This is a genomic window from Streptomyces sp. NPDC107528, assembly GCF_055639295.1.
The window spans coordinates 520,985-546,568 of record NZ_JBVKAV010000005.1 but is presented as its reverse complement, the minus strand read 5'-3'; the positions used below and the strand labels follow the sequence as shown (position 1 = coordinate 546,568).

Annotated in this window: 18 protein-coding genes and 3 pseudogenes; 9 read left to right on the top strand and 12 right to left on the bottom strand. The window is 69.4% G+C overall.

Translation table 11 applies throughout. The features are described 5' to 3' along the window. Positions 1-623 precede the first annotated feature (623 nt). The 6 genes and pseudogenes from ACZ7L5_RS19405 to ACZ7L5_RS19380 all read left to right on the top strand — a co-directional run bounded on the left by ACZ7L5_RS19405 (position 624) and on the right by ACZ7L5_RS19380 (position 8,573). Positions 624-1,982, top strand: a complete 1,359-nt coding sequence (locus ACZ7L5_RS19405) for an FG-GAP and VCBS repeat-containing protein (protein WP_471518046.1) — start codon at positions 624-626, stop codon at positions 1,980-1,982. 253 nt (positions 1,983-2,235) lie between these two features. Continuing rightward, positions 2,236-2,397, top strand: a pseudogene (locus tag ACZ7L5_RS19400) (FG-GAP repeat protein); the annotation flags it as partial. A 185-nt stretch (positions 2,398-2,582) separates the two neighbouring features. Next, entirely contained in the window at positions 2,583-3,689 is a 1,107-nt protein-coding gene (locus ACZ7L5_RS19395; protein WP_471518135.1) for an FG-GAP and VCBS repeat-containing protein, read from the top strand. Positions 3,690-3,812: 123 nt separating this feature from the next. Beyond that, the gene (ligA, locus tag ACZ7L5_RS19390) at positions 3,813-5,906 is read left to right on the top strand and encodes an NAD-dependent DNA ligase LigA (RefSeq protein WP_471518045.1); all 2,094 of its coding nucleotides are present in this window, start codon (positions 3,813-3,815) and stop codon (positions 5,904-5,906) included. An 835-nt stretch (positions 5,907-6,741) separates the two neighbouring features. After that, on the top strand, positions 6,742-7,281 hold the full coding sequence (locus ACZ7L5_RS19385) for an ArsR/SmtB family transcription factor (protein ID WP_471518044.1): 540 nt from the start codon (positions 6,742-6,744) through the stop codon (positions 7,279-7,281). After that, entirely contained in the window at positions 7,278-8,573 is a 1,296-nt protein-coding gene (locus tag ACZ7L5_RS19380) for an MFS transporter (RefSeq protein ID WP_471518043.1), read from the top strand. Before ACZ7L5_RS19385 ends, ACZ7L5_RS19380 begins: the two co-directional genes overlap by 4 nt. A 223-nt stretch (positions 8,574-8,796) precedes the next feature. Here the strand turns inward: ACZ7L5_RS19380 and ACZ7L5_RS19375 are convergent. The 6 genes and pseudogenes from ACZ7L5_RS19375 to ACZ7L5_RS19350 form a co-directional block, all read right to left on the bottom strand. Beyond that, a pseudogene (locus ACZ7L5_RS19375) lies at positions 8,797-9,141 on the bottom strand (NF041680 family putative transposase); the annotation flags it as partial. A gap of 155 nt (positions 9,142-9,296) precedes the next feature. After that, complete coding sequence (locus ACZ7L5_RS19370; protein ID WP_471518042.1) at positions 9,297-10,148, bottom strand: M64 family metallopeptidase; 852 nt, start codon at positions 10,146-10,148, stop codon at positions 9,297-9,299. A gap of 829 nt (positions 10,149-10,977) precedes the next feature. Beyond that, complete coding sequence (locus tag ACZ7L5_RS19365; RefSeq protein WP_471518041.1) at positions 10,978-12,303, bottom strand: XdhC family protein; 1,326 nt, start codon at positions 12,301-12,303, stop codon at positions 10,978-10,980. Beyond that, the gene (locus tag ACZ7L5_RS19360) at positions 12,296-14,419 is read right to left on the bottom strand and encodes a xanthine dehydrogenase family protein molybdopterin-binding subunit (RefSeq protein ID WP_471518040.1); all 2,124 of its coding nucleotides are present in this window, start codon (positions 14,417-14,419) and stop codon (positions 12,296-12,298) included. Before ACZ7L5_RS19360 ends, ACZ7L5_RS19365 begins: the two co-directional genes overlap by 8 nt. Then, positions 14,416-15,408, bottom strand: a complete 993-nt coding sequence (locus ACZ7L5_RS19355) for an FAD binding domain-containing protein (RefSeq protein ID WP_471518039.1) — start codon at positions 15,406-15,408, stop codon at positions 14,416-14,418. Before ACZ7L5_RS19355 ends, ACZ7L5_RS19360 begins: the two co-directional genes overlap by 4 nt. Continuing rightward, a complete protein-coding gene (locus ACZ7L5_RS19350) occupies positions 15,405-15,983 on the bottom strand; it encodes a (2Fe-2S)-binding protein (protein WP_471518038.1) in 579 nt (192 codons plus the stop codon). Before ACZ7L5_RS19350 ends, ACZ7L5_RS19355 begins: the two co-directional genes overlap by 4 nt. Positions 15,984-16,404: 421 nt before the next feature. On the opposite strand from ACZ7L5_RS19350, the gene ACZ7L5_RS19345 reads away from it, so the two are divergent. Next, entirely contained in the window at positions 16,405-16,983 is a 579-nt protein-coding gene (locus ACZ7L5_RS19345) for a TetR/AcrR family transcriptional regulator (protein WP_471518037.1), read from the top strand. Positions 16,984-17,059: 76 nt separating this feature from the next. Here ACZ7L5_RS19345 and ACZ7L5_RS19340 read toward each other — a convergent pair whose 3' ends face one another. Together ACZ7L5_RS19340 and ACZ7L5_RS19335 are read right to left on the bottom strand one after the other, a co-directional pair. Further along, complete coding sequence (locus ACZ7L5_RS19340; protein WP_471518036.1) at positions 17,060-18,568, bottom strand: DUF4246 domain-containing protein; 1,509 nt, start codon at positions 18,566-18,568, stop codon at positions 17,060-17,062. Between the two features lie 128 nt (positions 18,569-18,696). Further along, positions 18,697-18,885: a hypothetical protein gene (locus tag ACZ7L5_RS19335; protein WP_471518035.1), complete on the bottom strand. Its 189-nt coding sequence runs from the start codon at positions 18,883-18,885 to the stop codon at positions 18,697-18,699. Positions 18,886-19,254: 369 nt separating this feature from the next. Between ACZ7L5_RS19335 and ACZ7L5_RS19330 the strand changes: the two genes are divergently transcribed. Continuing rightward, positions 19,255-19,917, top strand: coding sequence for a GAF and ANTAR domain-containing protein (locus ACZ7L5_RS19330; RefSeq protein WP_471518134.1), 663 nt, complete (start codon positions 19,255-19,257; stop codon positions 19,915-19,917). 735 nt (positions 19,918-20,652) lie between these two features. Continuing rightward, a pseudogene (locus tag ACZ7L5_RS19325) lies at positions 20,653-21,284 on the top strand (HemK2/MTQ2 family protein methyltransferase). Between the two features lie 498 nt (positions 21,285-21,782). Here the strand turns inward: ACZ7L5_RS19325 and ACZ7L5_RS19320 are convergent. From ACZ7L5_RS19320 to ACZ7L5_RS19305, 4 genes are all read right to left on the bottom strand, one after another. After that, positions 21,783-22,376 carry a hemerythrin domain-containing protein gene (locus ACZ7L5_RS19320; RefSeq protein ID WP_471518034.1) on the bottom strand — a complete coding sequence of 198 codons (594 nt, stop codon included), beginning with the start codon at positions 22,374-22,376 and terminating at the stop codon, positions 21,783-21,785. 11 nt (positions 22,377-22,387) lie between these two features. Beyond that, a complete protein-coding gene (locus ACZ7L5_RS19315; protein ID WP_471518033.1) occupies positions 22,388-23,587 on the bottom strand; it encodes a hypothetical protein in 1,200 nt (399 codons plus the stop codon). Positions 23,588-23,894: 307 nt separating this feature from the next. Continuing rightward, positions 23,895-24,674, bottom strand: a complete 780-nt coding sequence (locus tag ACZ7L5_RS19310) for a cytochrome c oxidase assembly protein (protein ID WP_471518032.1) — start codon at positions 24,672-24,674, stop codon at positions 23,895-23,897. Between the two features lie 53 nt (positions 24,675-24,727). Beyond that, complete coding sequence (locus ACZ7L5_RS19305) at positions 24,728-25,159, bottom strand: DUF2243 domain-containing protein (protein ID WP_471518031.1); 432 nt, start codon at positions 25,157-25,159, stop codon at positions 24,728-24,730. Positions 25,160-25,584 lie beyond the last annotated feature (425 nt).

The following is a 25,584-nucleotide window of genomic DNA, read 5'->3' as shown; positions in this document are numbered from 1 at the left end:
CCTAGCCCCGCAGGTTCAAGCGGATGCGGCCGCCTCGAACCACTCAGCCCTGCCGTACATGCGCCGAGCCCGGAGGCCCCGAGCGCTGCCTGCCCTCGCCGCCGACATCCTGACCTGCTCGCGCAATGTCTCGCCCCTTCAAAAGCCGTTGCCCCTCCACATACTGCCGGGTGAAGACCCCTTGGCCACAGTGCGCGTCCCACGCGGTCGGCGTCCGCGTGAGCCGGTACCCGAACTCACGTACAACCCTCACGCCCCTCCAAGCGTCTTCTCATCGCTGACCACCCGGTGAAGCAGGGGACAACCCCTGGCAAACACGGGCGGACAGGAACCCACCGACCGCGGATGGCCGCCGGGCATCCCCGCATGCAGCAGGAGACCCCGCATGCACAAGCAGCACCCTCAGCGCCTCGCTTTCGCGACGGCGCGGTCGATCTGCCGGCCGCCGCGAACGGCGGGAACGACTTCGACGGCCTCGTCACCGTCCTGAAGGCTCCGCCCAGGGCATGTCGACGTCCCGCGCGACGACGTACGGCCCGATCCGCATCGGCATCTCCACCGGCGACGACCACCCCCGACTCGGCATGATCATGCCCGGCTAAACCCAAGGAGTTCCCCTCCCCATGCACAGACGCACCACCCCGGCGGCCATGGCGGCCGCCCTCCTCACCGGGGGCCTCACCCCCCTTGCCCTGAGCGCGCCGGCGTCCGCAGCGGTGGCCAAGCACTACGACGACTTCAACGGTGACGGATACCGGGACCTGGCGTACAGCCACTACTACCAGGGCACCTCCGGCGACGACGGCTGGGAGGGCGGCGCCGTCAACGTCGTCTACGGCAAGGCCGGCGGCCTCGACACCTCCCGCACCCAGGTTGTCCACCAGGACAGCCCGGGCATCCCCGGTTCCGGCGAGGAAGACGACATGTTCGGCGAGTCGATCAGCAGTGCCGACCTCAACAAGGACGGCTACGCGGACCTGATCGTCGGCAACTCGATGGAGACGGTCGGCAGCACGCAGTACCGCGGCTCGGTCACCATCGTCTGGGGCTCCCGGTCCGGTCTGTCGGGCGGGACCAACGTGACCCCGAAGTCCGGCGCCGGCAGCTACTTCGGCCGCGACCTCGCCACCGGCGACTTCAACGGCGATGGCTCGCCCGACCTCGCGGTCATCGGCGGCCACGAGGCCTGGCTGTACCGCGGCCCGTTCACCAAGTCGGGTACCACCGGCAGCGTCAGCAAGATCGACAAAGAGGGCCAGGGCTGGTACTCGTACGGCTTCGCCGCCGGCAAGGTCAACGGCGACGGCAAGACCGACCTGGTGGTACTCGGCGAGCAGTTCATCGACAACAAGCCGGTCCCGCGGATCTGGTTCCTCAAGGGCGCCTCGGGCGGCCTGACTTCGGGCGCCTCCAAGACGTACATCAGCGCTCCGTGGACGGCGGCGATCGGCGACTTCAACAAGGACGGCTACGGCGACATCGCCGTCGGCCTGCCCGACAACAACGACGGCAAAGGCATCGTCAGCGTCTGGCGCGGCACGTCCTCCGGCCCGAGCGGCTCGATGACGTACAACCAGGCCAGCTCCGGCGTCTCCGGCAGCCCCGAGGCGGACGACAACTTCGGCTACTCCGTCTCGGCCGGCGACACCAACGGCGACGGCTACGCGGACCTGGTGGTCGGCGTGCCGCACGAGGACGTGAACGGCCTGGAGGACCAGGGCGGCGTCCACGTGTTCCGGGGCGGTTCCGGCGGCCTGACCGGTGCGCGGTCCTCGTGGATCCCGCAGTCGGTTCAGGGTGCCGCCGACTCGCATGAGTCCTTCGGCTACGCCCTGCGCCTGCGCGACGTGACCGGCGACGGCAAAGCGGACCTGGGCATCGGCGCGGCCGACGTCAGCGTGCTGCTGCGCGGTTCGAGCGGGGGGCCGACGGCTACCGGGCTGACCGAGCTGCCGCTGATGGGCGGGTCGTTCAGCGACTGAGGTGACGTATGAGGGCGGCGGGCCCGGTGGCGGTGGTGATGATCACCGTGCCGGGCTCGTCGCTTTCACGGAGATCTACAGCCTCGCGGTTGGCGAGTTCGACGCCGTCGTTCCCATCTCTCGTCTTCCCACCTCTCGTTCGACATACAACCATCCGCGCACACCGGAGGTCTCCTGCACCGCAATCACCCCGTTAAGCCCAGGAGAACACCCGGCCAACGGGCAAGTCATCCGTATTCAGCAGGAGAACCACATGCGCAAGAACCTCCGTACGGCCGTGGCAACCGCAGCCGTTGGCGCACTCACCGGCGGTCTGCTCGTCGCTGTCGCAGGCCCCGCGGCTGCCGTCTCCGGCCTGGAGGGCGACTTCAACGGCGACGGGCACCAGGACATAGCGGTCTCCGCCCCGCGCGCCTCGGTGGGCGGCCACTCGGCGGCCGGTTCCGTGACGGTCCTGTACGGCTCCCCGGCCGGCGCAGGCGCCGCCAAGGTCCAGACGCTCTCCCAGAACAGCGCGGGCGTACCGGGGGCGCCGAGGCGAGCGACGGCTTCGGTTCGCACACCACGGCCGGTGACTTCAACGGCGACGGCTACGCCGACCTGGCCGTGGGCGTGCCCGGCGAGGACGTCGGCTCTGACACCAACGGCGGCACCGCGGTCATCCTGTGGGGCGGCTCCACCGGTCTGTCGGGCGGCACCACGGTCTCCGACCCCGCCGGCACCAGCCACGACTCCTTCGGCGCCCCGCTCGCCGCCGGCGACTACAACGGTGACGGCCGTGAAGACCTCGCCATCGGCTCGGACCAGAACACGATCGACATCTACCGCGGCGGCTTCACCAAGTCCGGTTCCACCGGCGGCCACTACAAGGTCACCACGCCCGTCCTGAAGGTGCCCGGCAACGACATCTTCAACCTCACGCCGGGCGACGTGAACAACGACGGCCGCACCGACCTGCTCGTCGACGGCTACGAGGGCGAGACGAGCGGCGACTACTACTTCAACGCCAACTACTACCTGCCCGGCTCCACCGGCGGTGTGACCACCTCCGGTGCCCGGAAGCTGCCGGCCGGGCTCATCTCCGACATCGGCGACGTCGACAACGACGGCTACGGCGACATCGTCATCGGCAACCACTGGGACGCCTCCTCGGACAGCCCGGGGACCGCCAAGGGCGGTGCCATCCAGCTCGTCTGGGGCACCTCGACCGGTCCGACCGGCGGCACGGGGACCTTGGAGCAGAACAGCGCCGGTGTCCCCGGCACCGGCGAGACGGGTGACGCCTTCGGCTGGGAGCTCTCCCTCGGCGACATCAACGGCGACGGCTACGACGACCTCGCCATCGGCTCGCCGGGCGAGGACCTGAACGGCATCGCCGACGCCGGCATGGTCTCCGTCCTCTACGGCTCGACGTCCGGCTTCCAGGGCGCCGCAGCCCAGTCCCTGGCCCAGGACACGCCCGGCGTGCCCGGCGGCAACGAGAAGAACGACGGCTTCGGCGGCGAACTGCTGCTCACCGACGCCACCGGCGACGGCAGGGCGGACCTGACGGTCGGCCTGCCTGGGGAGAACAACAGCGACGGCTACATTGTGGCCTTCGCCTCCGACGGTTCGAAGATCAACACATCCGGCCGAGGCATCGGCCTGACCGCCGCCAAGGTCTCCACGTCCGGCACCCCGCGGTTCGGCACCCAGATGGCGGACTGATCCGACCCCTCGGCCCTCCCCGTCGGAGAAACCGGCGGCGAATGATGATCACGGTGACGCGCGGCCACCGGCAGCTGATCCAGCCCCGGGGCGTTGTCAGTGGTGGCAGGCAGGATGGCGGGTATGAACACACCAGCTGCAGTGATCGTGGATGTTGCCGCCTACGCACAGGCGGTCGAGGACGCGGTGAAGGCGTCGGCCGCCTACTACGCGGGCGGCACGTCCGTGCTGGACGACGACTCCTACGACCGTCTGGTGCGCGGCATCGCCGCGTGGGAGGCCGACCATCCCGACCAGGTGCTGCCCGACTCGCCCACGGGGAAGGTCGCCGGTGGCGCGGTGGAGGGCGATGTGCCGCACACGGTGGCGATGCTGAGCCTGGACAACGTGTTCTCGCCGGAGGAGTTCACCGCCTGGACCGCCTCGCTGGCCCGGAGGGTCGGCCACGACGTGGAGCGCTTCAGTGTCGAGCCGAAGCTGGACGGACTCGCGGTCGCCGCCCGCTACATCGGCGGCCGCCTGAGACAGCTGATCACCCGCGGGAACGGGACGGCCGGGGAGGACGTCTCGCACGCGATCGGCACCATCGAGGGCCTGCCGGACGAACTCACCGAGCCGGTCACCGTGGAGGTCCGCGGCGAAGTCCTGATGACCACCGCCCAGTTCGAGCATGGCAACGAGGTGCGTACCGGGCACGGCGGGCAGCCGTTCGCCAACCCGCGCGGCGCCGCGGCGGGCACCCTGCGCGCCAAGGAGCGCGCCTACACAGTGCCGATGACGTTCTTCGGCTACGGCCTGCTGCCCCTGGCCGACACCGAGCAGGCGCTCGCCGTACTGCTGGGCGAGCTCGCGCACAGCGACCTGATGGTGCAGGCCGCCACGTACGGAGTGAACACCACCGCCACCACCGCGGTGCCCGGCACCACCGCCACCAGCGTCGAGCAAGTGCTGGCCCGCGTACAGGAGATCGCGGCCCTGCGGGCCGACTTGCCGTTCGGGATCGACGGTATCGTCATCAAGGCCGACCTGGCCGCCGACCAGCGGACGGCCGGTTCAGGGACGCGGGCCCCGCGCTGGGCGATCGCCTACAAACTCCCCGCCGTCGAGAAGATCACCCGGCTGCTCGAGGTGGAGTGGAACGTCGGCCGCACCGGCATCATCGCCCCGCGCGCCGTCCTGGAACCGGTCGTGATCGACGGCGCCACCATCACCTACGCCACCCTGCACAACCCTGCCGACATCACCCGCCGCGACCTGCGCCTGGGCGACCACGTCATGGTCCACCGGGCAGGCGACGTCATCCCCCGCATCGAAGCCCCCGTGGCGCACCTGCGCACCGGCGACGAACAGCCCATCGTTTTTCCCGCGGCATGCCCGCGCTGCGGGGCCGACATCGACACCAGCGAGCAGCGCTGGCGCTGCGGGAACGGCCGCAACTGCCACATGGTCGCCGCCCTGTCCTACGCGTCCGGCCGCGACCAGCTCGACATCGAAGGCCTCGGCACGACCCGCATCGTCCAACTCGTCGGCGCCGGCCTTGTCGCCGACCTCGCTGACCTGTTCGCCCTCACCCGCGAGCAGCTCCTGGGCCTGGAGCGGATGGGTGAGACCAGCACCGACAACCTCCTCGCCGCCATCGCGGTGGCCAAGGCGCAGCCGCTGTCACGGGTGCTGTGCGCGCTCGGGGTCCGCGGCACCGGCCGCTCCATGTCCCGCCGCATCGCCCGCCATTTCGCCACCATGGACAACATCCGCGCCGCCGACGCCGAAACGATGCAGCATGTCGAGGGCATCGGCACCGAGAAGGCTCCCTCGATCGTCGCCGAACTCGCCGAACTGGCCCCGCTCATCGACAAACTCGTCGCCGCCGGGGTGAACATGACCGAACCCGGAGCCACTCCCCCGTCGGCCGCCGCCACGACCGGGGACACGGTCGCCGACGGCGAGATCGAGGGTGCGGCGAACGGGCCACTGGCCGGAATGACGGTCGTGGTCACCGGCTCGATGACCGGAATCCTGGAGAAGCTCAGCCGCAACCAGATGAACGAGCTCATCGAACGCGCCGGCGGCCGCTCCTCCTCCAGCGTCTCCAAGAAGACCACCCTGGTCGTCGCGGGAGAAGGCGCCGGATCCAAACGCGCCAAGGCCGAAACCCTCGGCATCCGCCTGGCCACACCGGACGAATTCGCAGCTCTGGTAGCCGACTTCGTCGACTGATCCCTGAGGAGAGGAGAGGCACAGGGCGGGCCGGCGAGGGGGCGGTTGGGCATCAGCGAGTTGCCGCCTGACGCTCCTCCAGGGACGGCGCGGGTCATCACCGGCAGGATGGTGCGGCAGGTGATCGCCCAGATAGCGCGACTTCGGCACCACCGGGCTTCCGTGCCTGGAGTGATGCTCCCGGATGACACGCCCCTCCCCCTGCCTTCTCATCTGCCCTGGTGGCGCAGGCGGGACAGGCGTTGTGGGCGGTGATCCGCACGGGGATGACCGCGCCGTCGCGTGTCTTCCGCGGGCCTGACTCGAAGTCGTGGGCGATGTCCTGGCCACGGCTGGCCGGAGTGGACTCGAAGTGCCGTTCGTTGATCTCTGTGAGAACAGCCCACACGTCTCCTGCATCCCGGCCGGAGCGCCTTCTGACTGGCTGCCGTAGGGCCCTCGTTGGAGGTTGCGGTTGCGCCCGGCCATCATGGTCTGTGCGCCACAGTCGCTGCGGGAGCACGGCGCCGTGGCCGCGCGGGCGAGCGGTCAGGGAGACCGCTTGGGTGCAGCGACTGGTGGAGTCGGGGCTGGGCTCCCGCCGTGGTCTGAGTCGGCATCAAGTCGGCAAGCGCGCTCTTCCAGCGGCGAGTGAAGTCAAGTTCGTAGCCGATCGAGGTCTCCGGCGCGTTGCCCACGAGCCGGTTGCCGCGTCGGCACTCCCAGACCAGCGGGGCAGGGAGCGTACCGCGGCCCCTTGCGCACGAGTCAAGGCCTCTCGCCCCGGACAGCGATCTCCGGATGACCGAACTGAACTCCCTTGCCAAATGGTCAAGAAGTGTTGACCATTGGGGTGATGCCTACCGCTGATGGTCCCGAGACGTTCCACATCACCACTGACGAGCAGCTGCGCGCCGTCTCCAACCTCACGCGTCACCGGATCATGGCCGTGCTCCGCTTCGAGCCGGCGACGATTACGCAGATCGCCGAGCGAGTGGGCCTTGCCAAGGGGAGTTCCAGCTACCACGTACGGCTGCTGGAACGGGCCGGCCTGGTGACGGTGGTACGAACGCGGAAGGTGCGGGGGGTCACCGAGCGGTACTACGCCATGGCCGCGCGGTCGATCGTGCTGCCGGATCCGGGCGAGGGAGGGCCGGATGTGCTGATGCGGCATGCGGTGGCGGACCTGGAGGCAGCGCCGGTGGATGGCGCACGACACGTGCGGATGGCGCATCTGCGGCTCACCGAGGAGCAGTTCGCGGAGCTGGGGGCGCGGCTGCAGGCACTGGCGGACGAGTACCGGGAGCTGTCCGATCCGTCACTGCCGGACGCGTCACTGGTCTTCGCACTGTTCCATCCGGCATCGCGCGAGCAGGCTGAAGGAGACGACAAGTGACCTCAGACCCGCGAAAGTTGCCGACCGGGTTCGGGCGGCTGTGGACTGCACAGACGGTGTCCTCGCTCGGTGACGGGGTGTCGCATGCCGCGCTGCCGCTGCTCGCGTTGACACTGACGCGGGATCCGATGGCGCTCGCCGTGGTCACGGCAGCCGGAACGCTGCCGTGGCTGCTCTTCGGGGTGCTCGGCGGTGCGCTGGTGGACCGCTGGGACCGCCGGCGCACGATGTGGGTCACGGACGCGGCGCGTGCCGTACTGCTCGCGATACCGGCGGCAGCGGCCGCGCTCGACGTGCTGAGCATTCCGCTGCTCGCGGCCGTCGCCTTCCTGCTCGGCCTCGGCGGACTCTTCTTCGACACCGCCGCCACGGCCTATCTGCCGGATCTGCTCGGCCGCGACCCCGCACTCCTGGAGCGCGCCAACTCCCGTCTGCGCGGCACCCAGACCGCCGCTTCCGGCTTCGCCGGGCCTCCCGCGGGCAGTGCCCTGCTCGCGCTCGGGCGGGCGGTTCCGCTGCTCGCCGACGCGGTGTCGTTCGCGCTCTCCGCCCTGCTCGTACGGTCGCTGCCCACCGCACCCCGGCCCGTACCGCAGGCCCGTGAGTCGCTGCTGCGGCAGGCGCGGGCCGGGGCCGCCTACGTCTTCCGGGACCGATTGCTGCTCGGGCTCGCGCTGCGTCCGGCGGTCGGGAACACCGCCTTCCTCGCCGTGGAGACCGTACTCGCCCTCTTCGCGCACGACCGTCTCGGCATCGACACCTTCGGGTTCGGCCTGCTCCTCACAGCGGAGGCCACCGGCGGGCTGCTCGGTGCGGCCATCGCCTCCTTCCTGGGCCGACGACTCGGCACCGGCGCCGCGCTTACCTGCACGGCCGCAGTAGAGGGACTCGCCATCCTGGGCCTTGCCGCCGCCCCGAACCCGTACGTCGCCGGCCTCGCGCTCGCCGTCTGCGGGGCCGGCATGGGCGCCACGATGGTGCTCGGACCCTCGCTGCGGCAGGCGATCGTCCCCTCCCACCTGATGGGCCGGGTCGCCTCCACCTCTCGCATGCTCGCCATGTGCGCCGCCCCGTTCGGCGCCTTCCTCGGCGGCTGGCTGGCCACCGTGTACGACGTACGCACCCCGCTCTACACGGCCGCCGGCCTCCTCCTCGCCATGACCGCCGTCACAGCGACCATGACCAGCAACCGCCGGGTCGAGGCAGCACTGCGCGGCGCTGCCTCGGCCAGCGGTCCGGGGCACCCGGCATCCAAGGATCCCGTTCGGGAGGGTGCACCCGAATCGCTGTGACGTTTCGCGGAAGGTGTCACGAAGGGTTCGGAGCGGGGCCGACCGGCGGCTCGTCGTCAGTGCCGGCGCGGCTGCTCCAGCTACTGGGAGATCCGCGGGGCGAAGCACAGCGGGAGCGGGAAGAGGGCGAAGGCGAAGCCGGCGGCGTCCGTTCCGGTGGAACTGACCAAGCTGAAGGCGGTGTTGACTCCGATGCGGGCGCGCGTGTGGGTGCCGGGGGCAACAGTGGCCTTCCTCGTCCGGGTGTTGAGGGTTTCGGTGTACGGGCCGGACAGTCAGGTGCGGGCGGAGGTCCCGAAACCCCCGGCGGTCACGGGCCGGGGTAAGCCGTGCGGGCTCGGCCGGCCTCCCAGGGGCGGCGGAGATCCGCAATGGCTTCACGGGTGAGCCGGAACTGGGTAGGGCGGCGATCACGAGCCACGTCCAGCGGTCTCCGGCGTCGGGGGTGCGGATGTTCGGGCGGGTCCATCCCAGGGGTCTGCTTCATCAGCCGGAATGTGTGTTCCAGGTGGCAGCGCCGCAGGAGCGCCTGCCGGCCCACGTCGACGTCCTCGCCGCCCCGGCCGGTGATGACGTCCGTGGGAGCTGCTCGCCAGCGGCCAGCGCGCTGTTCCGGGCGCTGGTGTGGTTGCCAGTAGGCACCGGCGCCGGCGCGGTCCTCGTTCCCTGGCCCGTCCAGCCCTTACTGAGGTGAGGGCGCGGACGGGCCGGCAGCGTTGCTGTCTAACGTGGGGCCTGTTCGGACGTGCCGGGTGCCACTCCTCTGATCTTGGAGCCGATGGCCTGGTCCATCGCGGCGAGGCCGACGAGGTTGAACGGCTTGTCGAGGCTGCGCATCAGGGAGTCCTGCGACGGCCGGTAGATGCCGCGCTCGTACTGACTGCCGCCCTCGTGGGCACCGATGGTGCCGCCGTCCGGGGTGCTCTGTCCGAGGTAGGACGCCCACTTGGAGCCGGACGGATCGGTGGTGACGTTGGGCTCGCCGGGTTCGCCGCCGGGGTAGGTGGTGTCCGGAGTGAAGTATTCGTCGGCCAACCCGCCCACGGAGTGGCCGAGTTCATGGATGGCGATGCGTCCGGAGTGCTCGTTGCCGCCCGCGACGGTGGCGAGGCTGGGGTAGCCGGCACCGCCGTACTTGGTGGTGTGGCCGACGGCGACGATCGCATCGACGCCGGGGGCCTGCGCCGCGTACGCCTGGGCCTTCGGCTCGCTCAGGCACAGCAGCCGTTCGAGGCCGCCGCAGAAGAAGCCCATGTCCAGGGCGGTGTCACGGTTGACGCCCTCGGTGGGGTCGTTGTCCACGCCGGACTGGTTGGAGACGACGTTTACCAGCCATACGTTGATGCTCTGGCGATACTTGTCCCAGGGGGCCGTGGTGGAGAGCTCGTCCCACTTCGACTGTGCGTGCTGGCGAAGAAGGCCCATCTCGGAGGCGGTGTAGCCGTCGCCCACGAACACCATGTCGAAGCGGGCGTCGGAAGGCCCGGAGTTCTGGATGGGAATCACGTCGGCAGCTGCGGCTGCTCGTTCGTCGGCGCGTGAGGGTGCGGCCTCGGCCTGCCTCGGTATCTTCACGCGGGTGATGGTGCCGTCCGGAGAGAATGCCTCTCGCCATTCGTCCGGCTTTGATGGGCCTGCGTCCGCCGCTCCGGCGGGAGCGGGCGCCGCGGCGAATCCCGCTGCGCAGAGCATGGCCGCGGTCAGGAAGGTGGGACCTCTTCGGCGCATCAGCGCCCTCCTGGTACCTCGATGGGTGCGGTGGGGGGTGAGCCCTGCCGCGGCGTCATGGGGAGCGCACGCGCCGCCGCGACAGGTGCGACCTCGGACCCTGGGACTCCCGGCCCCGCAGAGAAGGGGAGGAGAGGAGGAGTGTAAGTCGCCCATTAAGTTGGTTTACTTGACGACTTAAGTTAGCGGCATGAAGGGTCACCGACAAGCCATTCGGGTCGATCAGAGGTGAAGTGCGCCTGAGTTGCGGAGAGTTGGCCAGACTTATCGCCCGGCAGCTCGGCGACGCCGTCTTCGCCACCTGGAACCTTGGGTTGCGCCATGCCAGCAATACCGAGTGGCCGCGATGTGAGGGGAGCCCACATTCAGGCCCGTCCAGACGGCCGGTTCATCTACCTGTGTGGGGCACCGTCGGCGACTCCGGACCCCGTTGGGATCTCTTGCGGCGAGAGGGCCGCCGCCCACGTAGGTGTAGCAGTTGACCTCTGACTGTGTGGGGTCAGGGGTGAGGCCGGCGACCATGTCGGACCCGGACCCGGCGAAGGCGAAGGCGAAGGCGAAGGCCAACGCGGCAGCGAGCCTTGTGCCCGGCTCGATCATCCAGCTGCCTTCGGCTTGGGACGGCACCGTCACCGCCACCACCGACCACGGCACCGGCAGCACCGCCCAGTGCGACCTACGACGAACTGGGCCGACAGGTCACGGCGACCACGGTCGAATGCTCCCCGGTAGTCGAAGCGGGCCGTTCCGGCCGGGTCGGTGACGGGCTTGGTCTCCCCCGCCGGGTTGTAGGGGGCGGAGGTGGTGATGCCGCCCGGGAAGCGAGGTCAGCGGCCCCGGTGGGCGGCTCCCGCCCGCCGGGTGAGCGGTGGGCGAGAGCCGGAACCGTTGCCCCGTGGTGGATCGGTGTCCCCGAACCCGTCAGCGGGAGGCCCGTCCCGCCTCTGCGGGTCGCGACGATCTCCGCGGCGATCGACAAGGCGGTCTCCTCGGGCGTACGGCCTCCGAGGTCGAGCCCGATGGGTGACCTCAGCCGCGCCAACTCCTCTCCACTCAGGCCCACTCCACGCAACCTGCGGTCCCGGTCGGTGTGGGTACGGTGCGAGCCCATCGCGCCCACGAACGCGACCGGCAGCCGCAGCGCGACATCCAGCAGGGGGACGTCGAACTTGGCGTCGTGCGTGAGGACGCACAGCACGGTCCGGCCGTCGGTCCGGGTGCCGCGCAGATAGCGGTGCGGCCAGTCCACGACGACCTCGTCCGCCTCGGGGAAGCGTGCCGGCGTGGTGAACACCGGCCGGGCGTCGCACACGGTGACGTGATAGCCCAGGAACTTACCGACCCACACCAGCGCCGCGGCGAAGTCGACCGCACCGAAGACGATCATCCGCGGCGGAGGCGTGCTGGACTCCACGAGCAGGGTGAGGCCGTCGGGACAGTGCGAGCCGTCCGGCGACAGCTCCACCGTGCCCGTGCGTCCGGCGTCGAGCGCGGCCAGGGCCTGTGCTGCGGCCGTGAGGTCGAGGTCCTCGTGGATCCCGAGGCCGCCTTCCGTGGAGCCGTCGCCGTGGACGAGCAGGGCGGCACCGAAGTGCGCGGTCGGGCCCTCGACGACTCGGGCCATGGCCACCGGCTCGCCCTTGGCCACCATTTCCAGAGCGGAGCACAGCAGCGCCCTGACGGGCGTGTCCGCGAGCACGGGCATGACCATCACGTCGAGGACACCGCCGCAGGTCAGGCCTACGGCGAACGCATCTTCGTCGCTGTAGCCGAAGCGCTCCAGCACGCTCTGCCCGGTCTCCAACGCCTGCGCACACAAATCGTAGACGGCGCCCTCGACGCAACCGCCCGACACCGAGCCGATGACGGTGCCGGCCCGGTCGACGGCGAGTGTGGCGCCGGGGCCCCGTGGGGCGCTGCCGCCGACGGACACGACGGTGGCGACGGCGACATCACGCCCCTCGGCCAGCCAGTCCTTCAGCTCCGGCAGGAGGTCAAGCATCGTGGCCTGCCGTCAGGACGCGGTCCGGGCGGATGGGCAGCCTGCGGTGCCGTACGCCGGTGGCGTGCCAGACCGCGTTGGCGATGGCGGCCGCGGCGCCGACGATGCCCACCTCGCCGATGCCCTTGATGCCGACCGGGTCGTCGGGGTCGGTGTCGTCCACCCAGTCCGCCTCGATGCGCGGGACGTCGGCGTGGGTGGCCACGTGATAACCGGCCAGGTCGGCGCCGACGGGCCCGCCGAAGGCCGTATCGCGCACGGCTTCCTCGTGCAGGGCCATGGAGATGCCCCAGATCATGCCGCCGGTGAACTGGCCGCGTGCGGTCAGCGGGTTCACGATGCGGCCGGCGGCGAAGATGCCGAGCATGCGTCGTACGCGCACCTCACCCGTGGTCGGGTCCACGGCCACCTCGGCGAACTGGGCGCCGTAGGAGTGCCGTTCCATGTTCGCGAGCGCGGCGATCTGCGCGGTGGTGTCCGAGCGCACGGTGATTCCTTCAGCGGGGATGACCATGCCGGGGACGAGTCGTTCCCGCAGCTCGCCGGCGGCCGCGACGATGGCCATGGACCAGGAGCGGGTGCCCATCGAACCGCCCGCGATCATCGCGAAGCCGAACTCGCTGTCCCCGATCCGCACGGTCACCCGCTCCGGTACGACGTCGAGGGCGTCGGCCGCGACGAGAGTGAGCGCGGTCCGCGCGCCCGTGCCGATGTCGGCCGCCGATATCCGGACGGTGAAGCGGCCGTCGGCCTCGGCGGTGATGGCGGCGGTGGAGGGGGCGGCGCCCGCGGGGAAGGACGCGGCGGCGGTGCCGGTGCCCAGCAGCCATCGGCCTTCGCGCCGCACACCCGGCCGGGGGTCGCGCTCGGTCCAGCCGAAACGGCGAGCGCCCTCCTCGAAGCAGGCGCGCAGGTTGCGCTTGGCGAAGGGCAGGCCGGAGACGGGGCCCTTGTCCGGTTCGTTGCGCAGTCGCAGTTCGATCGGGTCGATCCCGCACTTCTCGGCGAGTTCGTCCAGCGCGGACTCCAGCGCGAAGGCTCCCGGAGCCTCACCGGGCGCGCGCATGAAGGTGGGGCTGGGAACGTCGAGGCGTACGACGCGGTTCTCGGTGTGGTGGGCGTCGGCGTCGTACATCACCCGCGCCACGCCGGCGCTCGGCTCGACGAACTCGTACACGGTGGCGGTGCGGCTCACCGAGCGGTGGTCCAGGGCACGCAGCCGCCCGTCGGCGTCGGCGCCGAGCCTGACCCGCTGGACGGTGGGGCTGCGGTGCCCGGCCAGCGCGAACATCTGAGGCCGGGTCAGAGCGACGCGCACCGGACGCTGGAGGATCGTCGCGGCCATCACGGCCGCCACCTGGTGGGCGCGTACACCCTTGCTGCCGAAGCCACCGCCGACGTGCTCCGAACGCACCCGCACCGAGGCGGGATCCAGCGAGAACAGGTTCGCCAGCTCGCCGACGACCCAGGTGGCGCCCTGGTTGGAGTCGACCACCTCCAGCCGGCCGTCGTCCCAGCGGGCGGTCGCCGCGTGGGGCTCCATGGGGTGGTGGTGTTCCTCGGGAGTGGTGTACTCCTCGTCCACGACGGCTGCTGACGTGGCCAGTTCGGCCTCCAGGTCGCCCTTGTCCGTCACTCCCGGCATGTGGCCGTCCACGGGATAGGAGTCCGGGTGATCGCCGGTGAACTCGATGTCGTGCGGCAGCGGCTCGTACTCGACGACCAGGGCCTCGGCCGCCTCCCGCGCCTGCTCGGGAGTCTCCGCGACGACCAGGGCCACCGGCCAGCCCAGGTGGGGCACGGTGTCGTTCTGGAAGACGGCGCAGGTGGGGTCGGGCCTGATGCCCAGCAGGCCGACGTAGTCGGTCTCCAGGCGCGGGGCGCTGCGGTGGTCCAGGACTGCGACGACGCCGGGCATCTCAAGGACGGGAGCGCCGGCGATGGCGCGGATGCGGCCCCGCGCCACGGTGGACAACACCAGCCATCCGTAGGCGAGTTCGGTGAACGGTATGTCGCCCGCGTAGCGTGCCGCGCCGGTGACCTTGTCCCGGCCCTCCACCCGGACGTGACCGGTGCCGACCGCGCGTACGGCGGCTGATTGCGCGGTGGTGGTCATCGCGCGGCCTCCTCGGCGAGTTCGCTCAGCACGGCCACGGTCAGGTTGCGCATCAGGGTCACCTTGTATCCGTTGTGCGGCAGCGGCCGGGCCGCGGCAAGTTCGGCTTCGGCGGCGGCCGCGTACGTCTCGGCCGTGGCGGGCGCCCCGATGAGGAGCCGCTCTGCGGTGCCGGCGCGCCAGGGCCGGGAGGCGACAGCGCCGAACGCCAGGCGTGCGTCGCGCACGACCCCGTCGCGGATGTCGAGCGCGGCCGCGACGGAGCCGATGGCGAAGGCGTAGGAGGCTCGCTCGCGCGCCTTCCGGTACCGGGAGCGGGCCGCGACCGGAACCCGGGGCAGGGAGACTCCGGTGATCAGCGCACCGGCCGGCAGGGCCGTCTCGCGGTGCGGGGTCCCGGCAACGGGAAGATACAGCTGACCGATCGGCAACTCGCCCTGCCCGTCCGCGGTTTCGTAATGCAGGACGGCGTCGAGGGCGGTCAGGGCAACGGCCATGTCCGAGGGGTGTACGGCGACACATGTCTCGGACGCGCCGAGGATGGCGTGGTTGTGGTGCTCGCCGCTGATGGCCGGGCAGCCGCTGCCGGGTTCGCGCTTGTTGCACGGCTTGGTCGTGTCGGTGAAGTAGGCGCAGCGGGTGCGCTGGAGGAGGTTGCCGCCGACCGTGGCCATGTTGCGTAGCTGGCCGGAGGCACCGGCGAGCACCGCTTGGGCCAGCATCGGGTAGTGGCTGCGGACTTCGGGGTGGGCGGCGAGGTCGCTGTTGGTGGCGGTCGCACCGACGCGAAGTCCGCCGTCCGCGGCCGGCTCGATGCGGTCCAGGGGCAGTTCCCGTACGTCGACTAGGCGAGCGGGGCGTTCCACGCCGCTCTTCATCAGGTCGACCAGGTTGGTGCCGCCGGCGAGGTAGCGCGCGTCCGGATCGTCGTCGAGGAGGGCGACGGCACCCGACACGTCGGGGGCCCTGCGGTAGTCGAACTCCCTCATGCGGCGGCCTCCTTGGACTGCCCCGGCACGTCCGCAACTGACGAGGCGTCGGCCTCGGCAGCTCGTGCGACGGCCTCGACGATCGACGTGTAGGCGCTGCAGCGACACAGGTTGCCGCTCATCCGCTCACGGATCTCGTCCGGGGTCAGCGGCGGCGGCCCGGCCGCCGGACGTACGTCGTCGGAGGCGGCGCTCGGCCAACCGGCCGCGTGCTCCGCGAGCATGCCGATCGCCGAACAGATCTGTCCGGGGGTGCAGTAGCCGCACTGATATCCGTCGAGTTCGAGGAACGCCTGCTGCACCGGATGCAGGTGGTCGCCGTTCGCGACGCCTTCGATGGTGGTGATCTCACGTCCTTCGGCCGCGACCGCGAGTTGCAGGCAGGCGACCGTCCTGCGGCCGTCGATCAGAACGGTGCAGGCACCGCACTGCCCCTGGTCGCAGCCCTTCTTGGTGCCGGTGAGATCGAGTCGCTCGCGCAGGGCGTCGAGCAGGGTGGTGCGGTGGTCGACGGGCAGCGTGTGCTTCTCGCCGTTGATGTGCAGGGTGATGACGCTGGACGTCGATAAGGCCATGAGTAACTTCCTTCAGGCATTCGGTACTTGAGGGGCCCCGAGCCTCGGGCGTGCGTGGACCCGGTAGGCGGCGTCTCGGCCACCTGGGGTGCGCGTCGTGGTGTGAGGGTGTGCTGGTGGTGCGCGACATCGCTGGTGATCGGGGGCGCTTGCAATGAGTGGGGGGATGGTGAGCGCTGGTGACAGTGAGGGCGTGACGGTTGTGGGCCTGTGCTTGTGGGGCGCATGCAGTGCACGAGGTGCACGGCGGAAGATGAAGCACTGAACGGCGGCGCTGAACGGCGGCAGAGGACTGACGTGCCTGTCGTGTCCGGAGCTAGAGTGGACCCCAACCGGACATCTGTCCGCTACCCGGGAAACGTAACGGACAGTTGTCCGCTTGGCAAGGGTGCGCTCCTGCCACGTGCCTCAAGGAGTGACGGTGCAGCACAAAAAAGACACCCCTCTGCGCTCGGACGCGCAACGCAACCGTGAACGCATCCTGGGCGTCGCCCTGACCGAACTGACGCGGTGTCCGGACGCGCCCCTGAGCGCCATCGCCAAGAAGGCGGGGGTCGGCCAGGGCACGTTTTACCGCAACTTCCCCAACCGCGAGACCCTTGTCCTGGAGATCTACCGCCACGAGATGCAGCAGGTCGCCGACAGCGCGACGCAACTGCTCCAGGAGCTGCCGCCGCAGCAGGCCCTGCGCACCTGGATGGACCGACTGGCCGAGTTCGCCATGACCAAGGCGGGCCTGGCCGACGCGATCCGCCTAGCCACCAGTGCGCCAGGGGGCCCGGCGAAACCCTCCCCCACCCCCGTCGCCGAGGCGGCCGAACTCCTGCTCCGCACAGCCGAGGAGGCAGGCACCATCCGCCCCGGGGTCACGGCCGACGACTTCGTCCTCGCCATCGCCGGCCTGTGGCAGATGACCCCGACGGAGGACTGGCGACCGCGCGCGGCACGACTTCTCGACCTGGTCATGGACGGGTTGCGGGCGGGTGCGGCGCGGCCGTGAGGCGTCTTCGCGACTACCCCGAGGAAACCTGGTACGAGGCTTGCGCCTCGGAACGAGTACACGGAGGACGATCTCCTCAGTGCTCGCAGAGGGAGAACTCTCGTTCGTAGAGCTGCTCGTTGTGTTCGTCGACGAAAAACTTGCGTTCCTGCATGAGTTGTTCGCGGTACTCCTTGGCTTGTTCAAGCGTCATGGTCGAGGTGGGGGACCATGGCTGTTGTGGTGGCACATCGGATGTGGAGACGATTTCTTCCGACGGGTCGACCAGGAAGAACGCGAGAATTTTGCGATGTCCCGGGCGGGTGGGGTCCGCGAGGCGGAATGAGCCGACGCGGTGTTGGAGGATGTTGGGGAACGCCAGGCAGCGGCCCGCTGGGGTCGATGCCGAGCCCAGCATCTGGTTCAGTGCGTCTTCGTCCTCCAGGCCATAGACCTCACGCAGACCGTTGTCGTCGTTCTGCTCGTAACTCGGGTCCTCGAGTGCCGCCCTGAAGCTCAGCCGGCTTTCCGTGATGTTCTCGCTGTCCCAGTAGTAGATGCCGGTCGAGACGATCCGCTCGTTCATCATCCCCTCGACATGCCAGGAACCGCCGAAGTACTCGGGCTTGTCCGGCGTGAGATGAATGGTGGCAAGCTTGACGATGACCTGCAGACGGCGGCCGCGCAGATCGACTCGGGCCGAGTCATCGGGCAACTCCGGCGGGGTGAACGTCGGGGCGTCCGGGATGACCGGGCGGCGGTTTTCCCACCAGTCGTCCTGGGCCTCTTCCCAAGTCCTGACCGCTTCTTGGTAGGCCCCGTCATCACTGTAGGCGGATTTGTCCGGGTGCTCCGGCTCCGAGTCGTACCACCCGTAAGGATTCGCCTCGATCCTCAGGGGCCGCGGATGGCGCAGATCGGTGAGCACGTTCTCCAGCAGCGGGCGCAGGCGTGCGAACAAGTCTGGTAGGACAGCGGCCAGTTCGCGGTGAGTATCGGGGTGGACGTTGTTGACGTACGAACGGAAAGCGACAGCGCCGTCGTCACTGACCTCGACGTCAGTGGGCAGCCACTGGAACTTCTCCGAAAATTCGTACCGCGAATAGCGGTCCGTCGGGTTCCGCCAAGCCCGCTCGGCCGCGCCGCTCACCTCACGCACCAGGCAGAACAGCGAGGGATGAACCAGATCCAGTACCTGACCATCGGATCCGGGATGCCAGTCCTGTTCCGCTTCGGGCACCTGTTCCAGAACCCGAACCGCTTCGCGCAGCCGGGATCTGAGCTCGTTGTCGACGAGTGTGTCCGACTGCCACACCCCGTCGACCGCGGAGACCTCGATACCGGTACGCCCGTCTCGCAGTGCGGCGTAATGCGCGAGTTCAGCAAGCACGTAATAAACCTGTGCTTCAGTGAGGCCCTGGGAGACCGCTTCTTGCGTCCACCTGGCAACAATGTCGGCGTCGTTCATCTTGTCGAACCACCCCGGCTTCGCCCGAATGTGGGCGCTGCACTGCATCATCTGAAGTTCCCGCAGCGTTCGGGGTGTCGCGAACGATATGGAACGGGAAGCATGAAAGGGCAGCGGGAAAGCAGACAGGCCAGTCAATTCTCTTGATCCTCCCAGTCGGTGTACGGCAGCGGGAAGGATACGTCAGGGCACTGACACCCCAGCGGCAGCTCCGGTTGGTCCGGGAGCCAGGGCTTCGGCGGAGACGTGTGATGCCCGGTTCGAGCTCAGCCGAAGCCGAGCAGCCCGAGGTCTCGCACATCAAGGCGACCGAGGCACAGGAGGCGGCCGCACGTGCCCTGGAATCGCTCGGCGGTGAGCGTGTCCGGGAAGGCGCCGAGCGCGGAGAACAGTTCGTGGCCCCGCTCGGCGAAATCGGCTGGCCCGACCACAAGTTCCGTCGCGGCCCGAACCATCCCCCTACTCATTGGATACCCAACACCTGCCCTGAGTGTGGAGGGCCTGCGCGAGAAGCCCCACCGCGCGAAAGAATGGATGGGCTCATGGCTACCTCCGAACGCACAGTCAGTCCTGGGCAGTCGCCGGACCCTCTCCAGACCGTGCCGACCGACCCGACCAACCCCGGCGGCCCGCACCACCGGCAGCACCGCGTCGGAATCCCACCGGCGTCTCCGGGCCCGGCCGAGACACCGGCACGAGGGCGCGCCCGGCCAGATTGTCATCCGTCTGCGCTGTGACCGCGCGACGCGCGTGCAAGGCTGGGCTCGTCCAGGCGGGACGGGTAGCGGAGGACAAAGGTGGACTGGGGTCGGTTCGCGCAGCAGATGGCGTCGATGGCACGGGACCTTCTGGCGCAGGATTCGGTGAATGCCACGTTGGAGCGGATCACCACGGCGGCCACCGAGTTGGTCGACGGCTGCGACGTGGCCGGCATCCTCGTTCTGCACGACCATACGGTGGAGACGCTCGCTCCCACCCACCAGCTGGTCATCGACAGCGATCAGCTGCAGCAGCGCCTGGGCGAAGGACCGTGCTTCGATGCCGCCCGAACCTCGCAAGGAGAGCGGGTCTACCGCATCGCCGACCTCACCGCCGAACAACAGCGCTGGCCCGCCTACGCCCCGCAGGCCCGCGCCCTCGGAGTGGGCAGCATGATGGGCTTCCTCCTCTTCACCGACAACGAAGACCTCGGCGCCCTGAACCTCTACTCCCGCAAGCCCGGCGCCTTCACCGAGGCCAGCGAGCTGGCCGGCTGGCTGCTCGCCTCACACGCGGCAGTCGCCTTTTCCAGCGCCCGCACCCACGCCCAGATGGTGCGGGCCGTCGCCACCCGCCACCTCATCGGCGAAGCGATGGGCATCCTGATGGGAGGCCACCACCTCACGGAAGACCAGGCCTTCAACGTCCTGCGGCGCTACTCCCAGGAGAACAACATCAAGCTCCGCGACGTCGCCCACCGCGTCTGCCAAAAAGGCAGCCTCTCGTGACCCCGGCTGAGCGGCTCCCCCAGCACGTGGGCTGAACCAGAAGAGCCTGAGCCGCGCCAGTCCGCCAGGGGAAAGCTGCTGAACTCGGCCTGCCTACCAGGTCCCCCGTCCCACCGGGCCTACCTGTGCCATGTGGTACCCAGGGAGGTGCCCAAGGTCAGGAACTACCCTCCTGGGCGCGGCGTTCGGCGTACGCCTGGGTGCGGGGATCGAATCGCAGCCGGGTGAAGACGATGCGCTGTCCGGGCCGATGCCCACCGGTACGAGCAGTTGCGGGATGTGGAGCTCGACGAGCAGGGTCAGGCACTGATTCAGCTCATCGATCTGCCCGGTGAGCTGATCGATGCGCTGGGCGAGCATGCTCAGGCTCATATGGGTGGTCTGGGCCATTGCCTCCTCGTCGCGCGGGCCGAGGCACGCGCACGTGCGGAACAGCTCGCGGCTGCCCGGACCAGACAAGCGGTCCCGCGGCGCGTGGTCGCCTCGACCAGGACGGCCTTGAACTGGTTGATCGCCTGGGTGCGAGCGTTGACCGCGGAGTCCTTGGCGAGTTTGAACATCCGGGCGCCGTGCACCGGACCGTCGCCGGATTCTCGACACCGCCAGCCGTGCGCGGATCGCAAGTGTCCCCGCGTTCAGCGTCGTCCCTGGTATCGACTTCACCGGGGCTTTTCCGGCTGGCTGCTCGGCGGCCGGCGCGGGCCGGTCGTCGCTCCCCACGCCGTGCCATCGGGCGTGTACGCCCCTCAAGAAGACACCGACCTACTCATCGGTGCACTGCGTGACGAGCGGCTGCCGCACGGTGCGAGCGGCCTCGACGCGGGGACCGGTTCTGGTGCGCTGGCGATCGAGGCCGCTCGGCGCGGCACGCACGTGACCGCGGTGGACGTGTCGTGGCGGGCGGTGTGCACGGCCCGGCTGAACGCCCGACTCGCCCGCCTCCCTGTTCGTACCCCGCACGGCAACCTCTTCGCCCCGGTGCGCGGTCAGTCCTTCGACCTCATCCTGGCCAACCCGCCGTACGTGCCCACACCCGACACCGGACGGCCGCCGCGCGGTGCCGCCCGGTCCTGGGACGCCGAACCGTGCGTGATAGGCGGCTTATCCTCGACCGGATCTGCGGGGAGGCCCCCGCCCTGCTGGGCCCCGGCGGTGTCCTACTGGTCGTGCACTCGGCCCTCAGCTGTCCCGACCGGACGCTGGCGCACCTGCGCGGGGCGGGCTTGAGGCATTTTGTTACTGGCCGTCGCATCATCCCGTACGGGCCCGTGCTGCGGTCACGGGAGCGCTGGCTACGGGAACGCGGCTTGCTACCCACCCCGGAGCAAGCGGAGGAGCTGGTGGTCGTCCGGGAATTCCCGGTGTGACGGGCGCTCGGCGGTAGCGAGGGCAGGGGATGCCCAGACGGCCGCGTGCGCGCGGGCGCGGGTCGGACACGCGGAGGGAGCGTGGGGTGCCGCCCGGCCTCAAGGCCCAACTGCGGAAAATCTGGTCGAATCGCACGAGCGTTGCCTTCGAACGCTTCCCGTGGTGAGAGACCAGCACGCGACCGTTCCACGCATCGGCCGTGTCGCCCGCCCCGCCCATCCGGCAAGGACCGTCGTTTTCCGGTTCATCCGCATGGAGGTGGGGACTTGGCTGTGAACCGATGCCCCTGGAGGTGTGGTGTGGCGGTACGGCATCGTCTGATCGAGGCGAGTCCGCAGACGGTGTCGGCCGTCCTCGCGGACTGAAGTCGATACGCGGAGTGGGTCGTAGGGGCATCGGCCTCAAAACCGATCGCATCGTTGCTGCCACAGAGTCACTGACCGGTGCAAGTTCTTGGGGCGGCAGCCCGGCCCGTCGGCCAGGCTGCCGATTGTCCATCAGTCGTTCTTGCCCAAGGCTTTGCGGACCGCGTCCCTGGTGCGGTCGGTGAGCGCCGCGAGTGGCCCCAGGGCCGCGTTGGCCGCTGCCGACTCGACGCCCGGGTGCGGGCGAGTGGGTGCCATGGCTTCGGCAGCCTTGACGGCCTTGGCCATGGCAGCGAGGCCGGCGGCGTCGGTGCTGCGGCGGATGTGGATGAACTCGTATCGTTCCTCAGCCCGCGCGTGCTCCTGGACGTCCTTGCGCAGTTTCATCAGCTGCGGCATGAACTTCGGGTCGTCGGTGTCGAGGTCGTCCAGGGCGGCCAGCGTCTCCTTGGCCGCCCGTTCCTCGGCGAGCCGGTCCTTCACGACCTCTTCACCGCCGGCCAGGGCCCGCCGGGCAAAGGGATGGACGACTTCCTCCTCCGCCGTTTCGTGCACGGCCAGCAGCCGCACCAGGCGGCGGAAGGCGTCACGGCGTTCCTCGCCGGTGCCGGCCTCGACCTCGTCGAAGAGGTTGCGGATGTCGCCGTGCTGGCGCATCAGCAACGCCACGACGTCGGTGTCCTTGGACCGGTCGTCACCGGCCTGCGGGGTGTCAAGATCGGACATCTCAGATCCCTTCACTTCTCGCGCATGGCGGGGTCGGGGTGCTCGCCCTCGGACTCGATGCGGTACTCGCGGCCGAACATCTCGTCGTGCTCTGCCATGACCCGCTCGCTGGGCGGTTCCTCCCCGCCGTGGATCTGCTCCTGCATCTTCTCGAACCGCTCGTGCGCCTCACGCACATAGCCGGCACCGAGGGTGGTCAGGTCCATCTGGGTGTCCAACAGCTCCCGCAGGTACTGCTTGTTCGGCTCGAAGGTCAGCACGTTCGGCAGCTCGGGCGCCAGGACCTCCTGCGGCTCCCTACCGTCATGGCGGCGCATCAGGTCACAGGCGGTGTGCAGGTGCTCCAGCTCCATGTTCAGGTGAAGCTCCCAGATCGCCTTGACCTTGGGATCGCTCTCCTGCTCCATGAAGGAGTAGTAGAGGTAGCACTCGTTGTACTCGTGGTTGACGAGTTGCTCCCACCAGGTCTCGCCCGGGTCGACGAGGGACTCGTAGTGGGTGACGTGCTCCTCCTCGATGAGCCCGATCTCCTGGTAGAGCCGGCGGGCGATCGGCTCCATGTAGGTGGGGCCGGTGTTCATGTAGAAGTTCATGGTCTGCTGCTCCGCCGACATGATCGTCAGCGCGTGCAGTTTCGACAACGGGTCCGTCTCGTCCTTGGCGTAGGGATCACGCACGTTGTCGACCGGGTCACGGTGGTGGAACTTGGTCGGCCGCCCGGGCATGACCTCCGTCAGCCCGTCGACGATCGACTCCGCCTTGCGGTGCTCGATCATCTCGTACAGGTTGGCGTACCGGTACAAGTGGTCGAAGTCCTCCAGCACACCGAACTGATATGCCTGCTGCAGGTACGGATCCGGTTCCATCCGCGCCACCCACGCCGTCAGGTCCACCGCGACCTGCTCGTAGGCGATAGTCGTCTCCAGCACCGACGACACACCCGGCAGCAGCCAGTTCACCACCTTCTGCTGCTGAGCCTCGATGTAACGGGTCCGGGCGAGCTGCCGCTTCACCTCAGGATCGACCGTGTTGCGGGCAAGCTGGTGACTGAACAGGATCGCCTCCACCTCGATCCCGTTCATCGTGATGATCCGGCACCGGGTGTACGGGTCACCGCGGTCGGGATCGATCGGCTGCACATTCAGCTCGCGCCAGTTGCGCAACTGGCGGTCCAGCGGGATACCCCGCTGCTCCAAAGGATTGAAGGTCATGGACGCACTCCTCAGGCAGAGGTGGGTGAGCGAAGTACCCCCGCCGCCGTGCTCCATATCAGCGGACAAGGCACCGGGGCCATGCTTCAGCCATCTCGGTGCCCCAGCCATCGCCCACGCACGGACGGCTGCACCAGTCCCACCTTCGAGCAGGCCCATGGGCTGATCGGCTGCATACCGGACGGGGAAATCGCGTCTTCGGGGCTCACCCGTACCCGCGCGACCGGTGTGCCCGGAGCGGGGGCAGGGTTGTCGGCGCCGCGTACGGCGGGCCACCTGCCGATGTCGATCGGCATCCTGGCGGACATCACCGCGATTTCCAGTGACCTCCCAGCGCGACACTGCTTGGCGGCGCGTACGACCGTCCCGGATCCGTTCGTCCGCGACTCGCATACCAGCCCACCCCCAGCACCACAGCCAGCGCCGCTCCCACCGCATCACCGCCGTAGTACATCAACCGAGCACCGTTGTGCAGGTCAGCGGTGGTGAAGCCGGTGCCGGGCGGCGGTTGAGCGTAGAGGACCTTGGCCAGCACGCCATGTGCGGCACCGGCGGCCAGCAAAGCGGCACCACGCACGACAACACTCCAACGGTGACGCACCGGATCGAGCTGGCACACAGCGAAGGTGAACAGCAGCCCCGCTGCCAGTACGTGCGCATGCACCACACCGTGCAGCAAGGGATCGTGAGCCATGGCCGCGAACAGCTCGGAGCGGTACAGCAGCCACAGTCCGCCGACGTCCAGCAGTGCCGCCAACGGAGGAAAGACGAGCCAGCGGGCTGGAGCAAAGTGCATCAGGGCCGGCAGGGCCCGGCGCACCCGGCCGGACGGAAGAGCACGCAGGGCCAACGTGAGGGGGCGAGCCACAATGAGCAGCAGCGGGGCGCCCATACCCAGAACCAGATGCTGGATCATGTGCCCGGTGAACGGCCCTCCCGGCGGCCGACCGACCGCCACCCAGGCCGTGGCGAGGCTGCCGGCGGTGAAGGACACGTCCCGCCACTGGGGCCAGAGATCCCCACGGCGCCGAAGCCGACCTGCGGCCAGTACATAGATGACTGCCGTCAGCAGTGCTGCTACGGCCATGGGAGGCTCGGACGCGGCCAGGTTGTCCGGTCCCGGGTGCACGTGCGCGAGGCTCACAACTCCGGCCCCCGGCCGTCACGGCGAGCCGCACCTACCGCCAGGATCACACCGACGACCAGCAGGGCCAGGGCGGTGATGTTCCACGCCCAGTCGTAGGGGGTGACGTCAACGCCGTAGCGGATCTGGTGCAGGCGCAGCAGCTTGTGGTCCACGCTCCCGTCGAACAGTTGAAAGACCCCCAGGCCCAGGAAGAACCCCGCCCGCGCATGAGCCGGTGCCAGGGTCCGACGGCGGCGCAGATCGGCGTGCAAGAAGAACCCGGCGACCAGTGTCAGCAACTCGGCGCTGTGCAGCAGCCCGTCGGACAACAGGCCCACGCTGGTAGTGGATCGGTCATAGAAATGGTGCCAGCCCAGAATCTGATGGAAGACGATCTCGTCGACAGCGGCCATCACCGCCGCACCGATCAGCGCCCACACGATCATCGACCTGCGAGGCTCTGTACAGGGGCCCGTGGCATTGGGTGGCCGGCCCGGTTCTTTCATGCGCATCCGCCTTTCCGATCGACGTGTCGTCGGCTGTCCCTCACGCTTGGGCCTGCCCAGGGGCTCCCGGCGGCTGGGGGGCTCGGGTGGTACCGGGTACCCGATGGGCATGCTCAAGCGCGCACTGTGGCGGGGCCTGATCGCCGGTGCCGCCGGAGGCGTCGCGATGGTCCTCGGCGAGATGATCGAGCAGGCCGTCACCGGCAGGCCCGAACGGGCGGGCGAGCAGCCGCTGCCGGTCAACTGGGCCATGCACTTCGGCCAGGCCGCTCTGCTCGGCGTGCTGCGCTCGATAGAAACGCGACCGGCGTCGGTGCGCCATCCAGCGGCTGGCCTCGCAGCGAACTCGTCGTGGACCTCCTACA

Bases quoted from the DNA above. Each gene is read 5' to 3' on its own strand.
- ACZ7L5_RS19405 (WP_471518046.1), top strand. From the start codon at position 624: ATGCACAGACGCACCACCCCGGCGGCCATGGCGGCCGCCCTCCTCACC.
- ligA (WP_471518045.1), top strand. From the start codon at position 3,813: ATGAACACACCAGCTGCAGTGATCGTGGATGTTGCCGCCTACGCACAG.
- ACZ7L5_RS19385 (WP_471518044.1), top strand. From the start codon at position 6,742: ATGCCTACCGCTGATGGTCCCGAGACGTTCCACATCACCACTGACGAG.
- ACZ7L5_RS19365 (WP_471518041.1), bottom strand. From the start codon at position 12,303: ATGCTTGACCTCCTGCCGGAGCTGAAGGACTGGCTGGCCGAGGGGCGT.
- ACZ7L5_RS19360 (WP_471518040.1), bottom strand. From the start codon at position 14,419: ATGACCACCACCGCGCAATCAGCCGCCGTACGCGCGGTCGGCACCGGT.
- ACZ7L5_RS19355 (WP_471518039.1), bottom strand. From the start codon at position 15,408: ATGAGGGAGTTCGACTACCGCAGGGCCCCCGACGTGTCGGGTGCCGTC.
- ACZ7L5_RS19350 (WP_471518038.1), bottom strand. From the start codon at position 15,983: ATGGCCTTATCGACGTCCAGCGTCATCACCCTGCACATCAACGGCGAG.
- ACZ7L5_RS19335 (WP_471518035.1), bottom strand. From the start codon at position 18,885: ATGGTTCGGGCCGCGACGGAACTTGTGGTCGGGCCAGCCGATTTCGCC.
- ACZ7L5_RS19330 (WP_471518134.1), top strand. From the start codon at position 19,255: ATGGCGTCGATGGCACGGGACCTTCTGGCGCAGGATTCGGTGAATGCC.
- ACZ7L5_RS19320 (WP_471518034.1), bottom strand. From the start codon at position 22,376: ATGTCCGATCTTGACACCCCGCAGGCCGGTGACGACCGGTCCAAGGAC.
- ACZ7L5_RS19315 (WP_471518033.1), bottom strand. From the start codon at position 23,587: ATGACCTTCAATCCTTTGGAGCAGCGGGGTATCCCGCTGGACCGCCAG.
- ACZ7L5_RS19310 (WP_471518032.1), bottom strand. From the start codon at position 24,674: ATGGCCGTAGCAGCACTGCTGACGGCAGTCATCTATGTACTGGCCGCA.
- ACZ7L5_RS19305 (WP_471518031.1), bottom strand. From the start codon at position 25,159: ATGATCGTGTGGGCGCTGATCGGTGCGGCGGTGATGGCCGCTGTCGAC.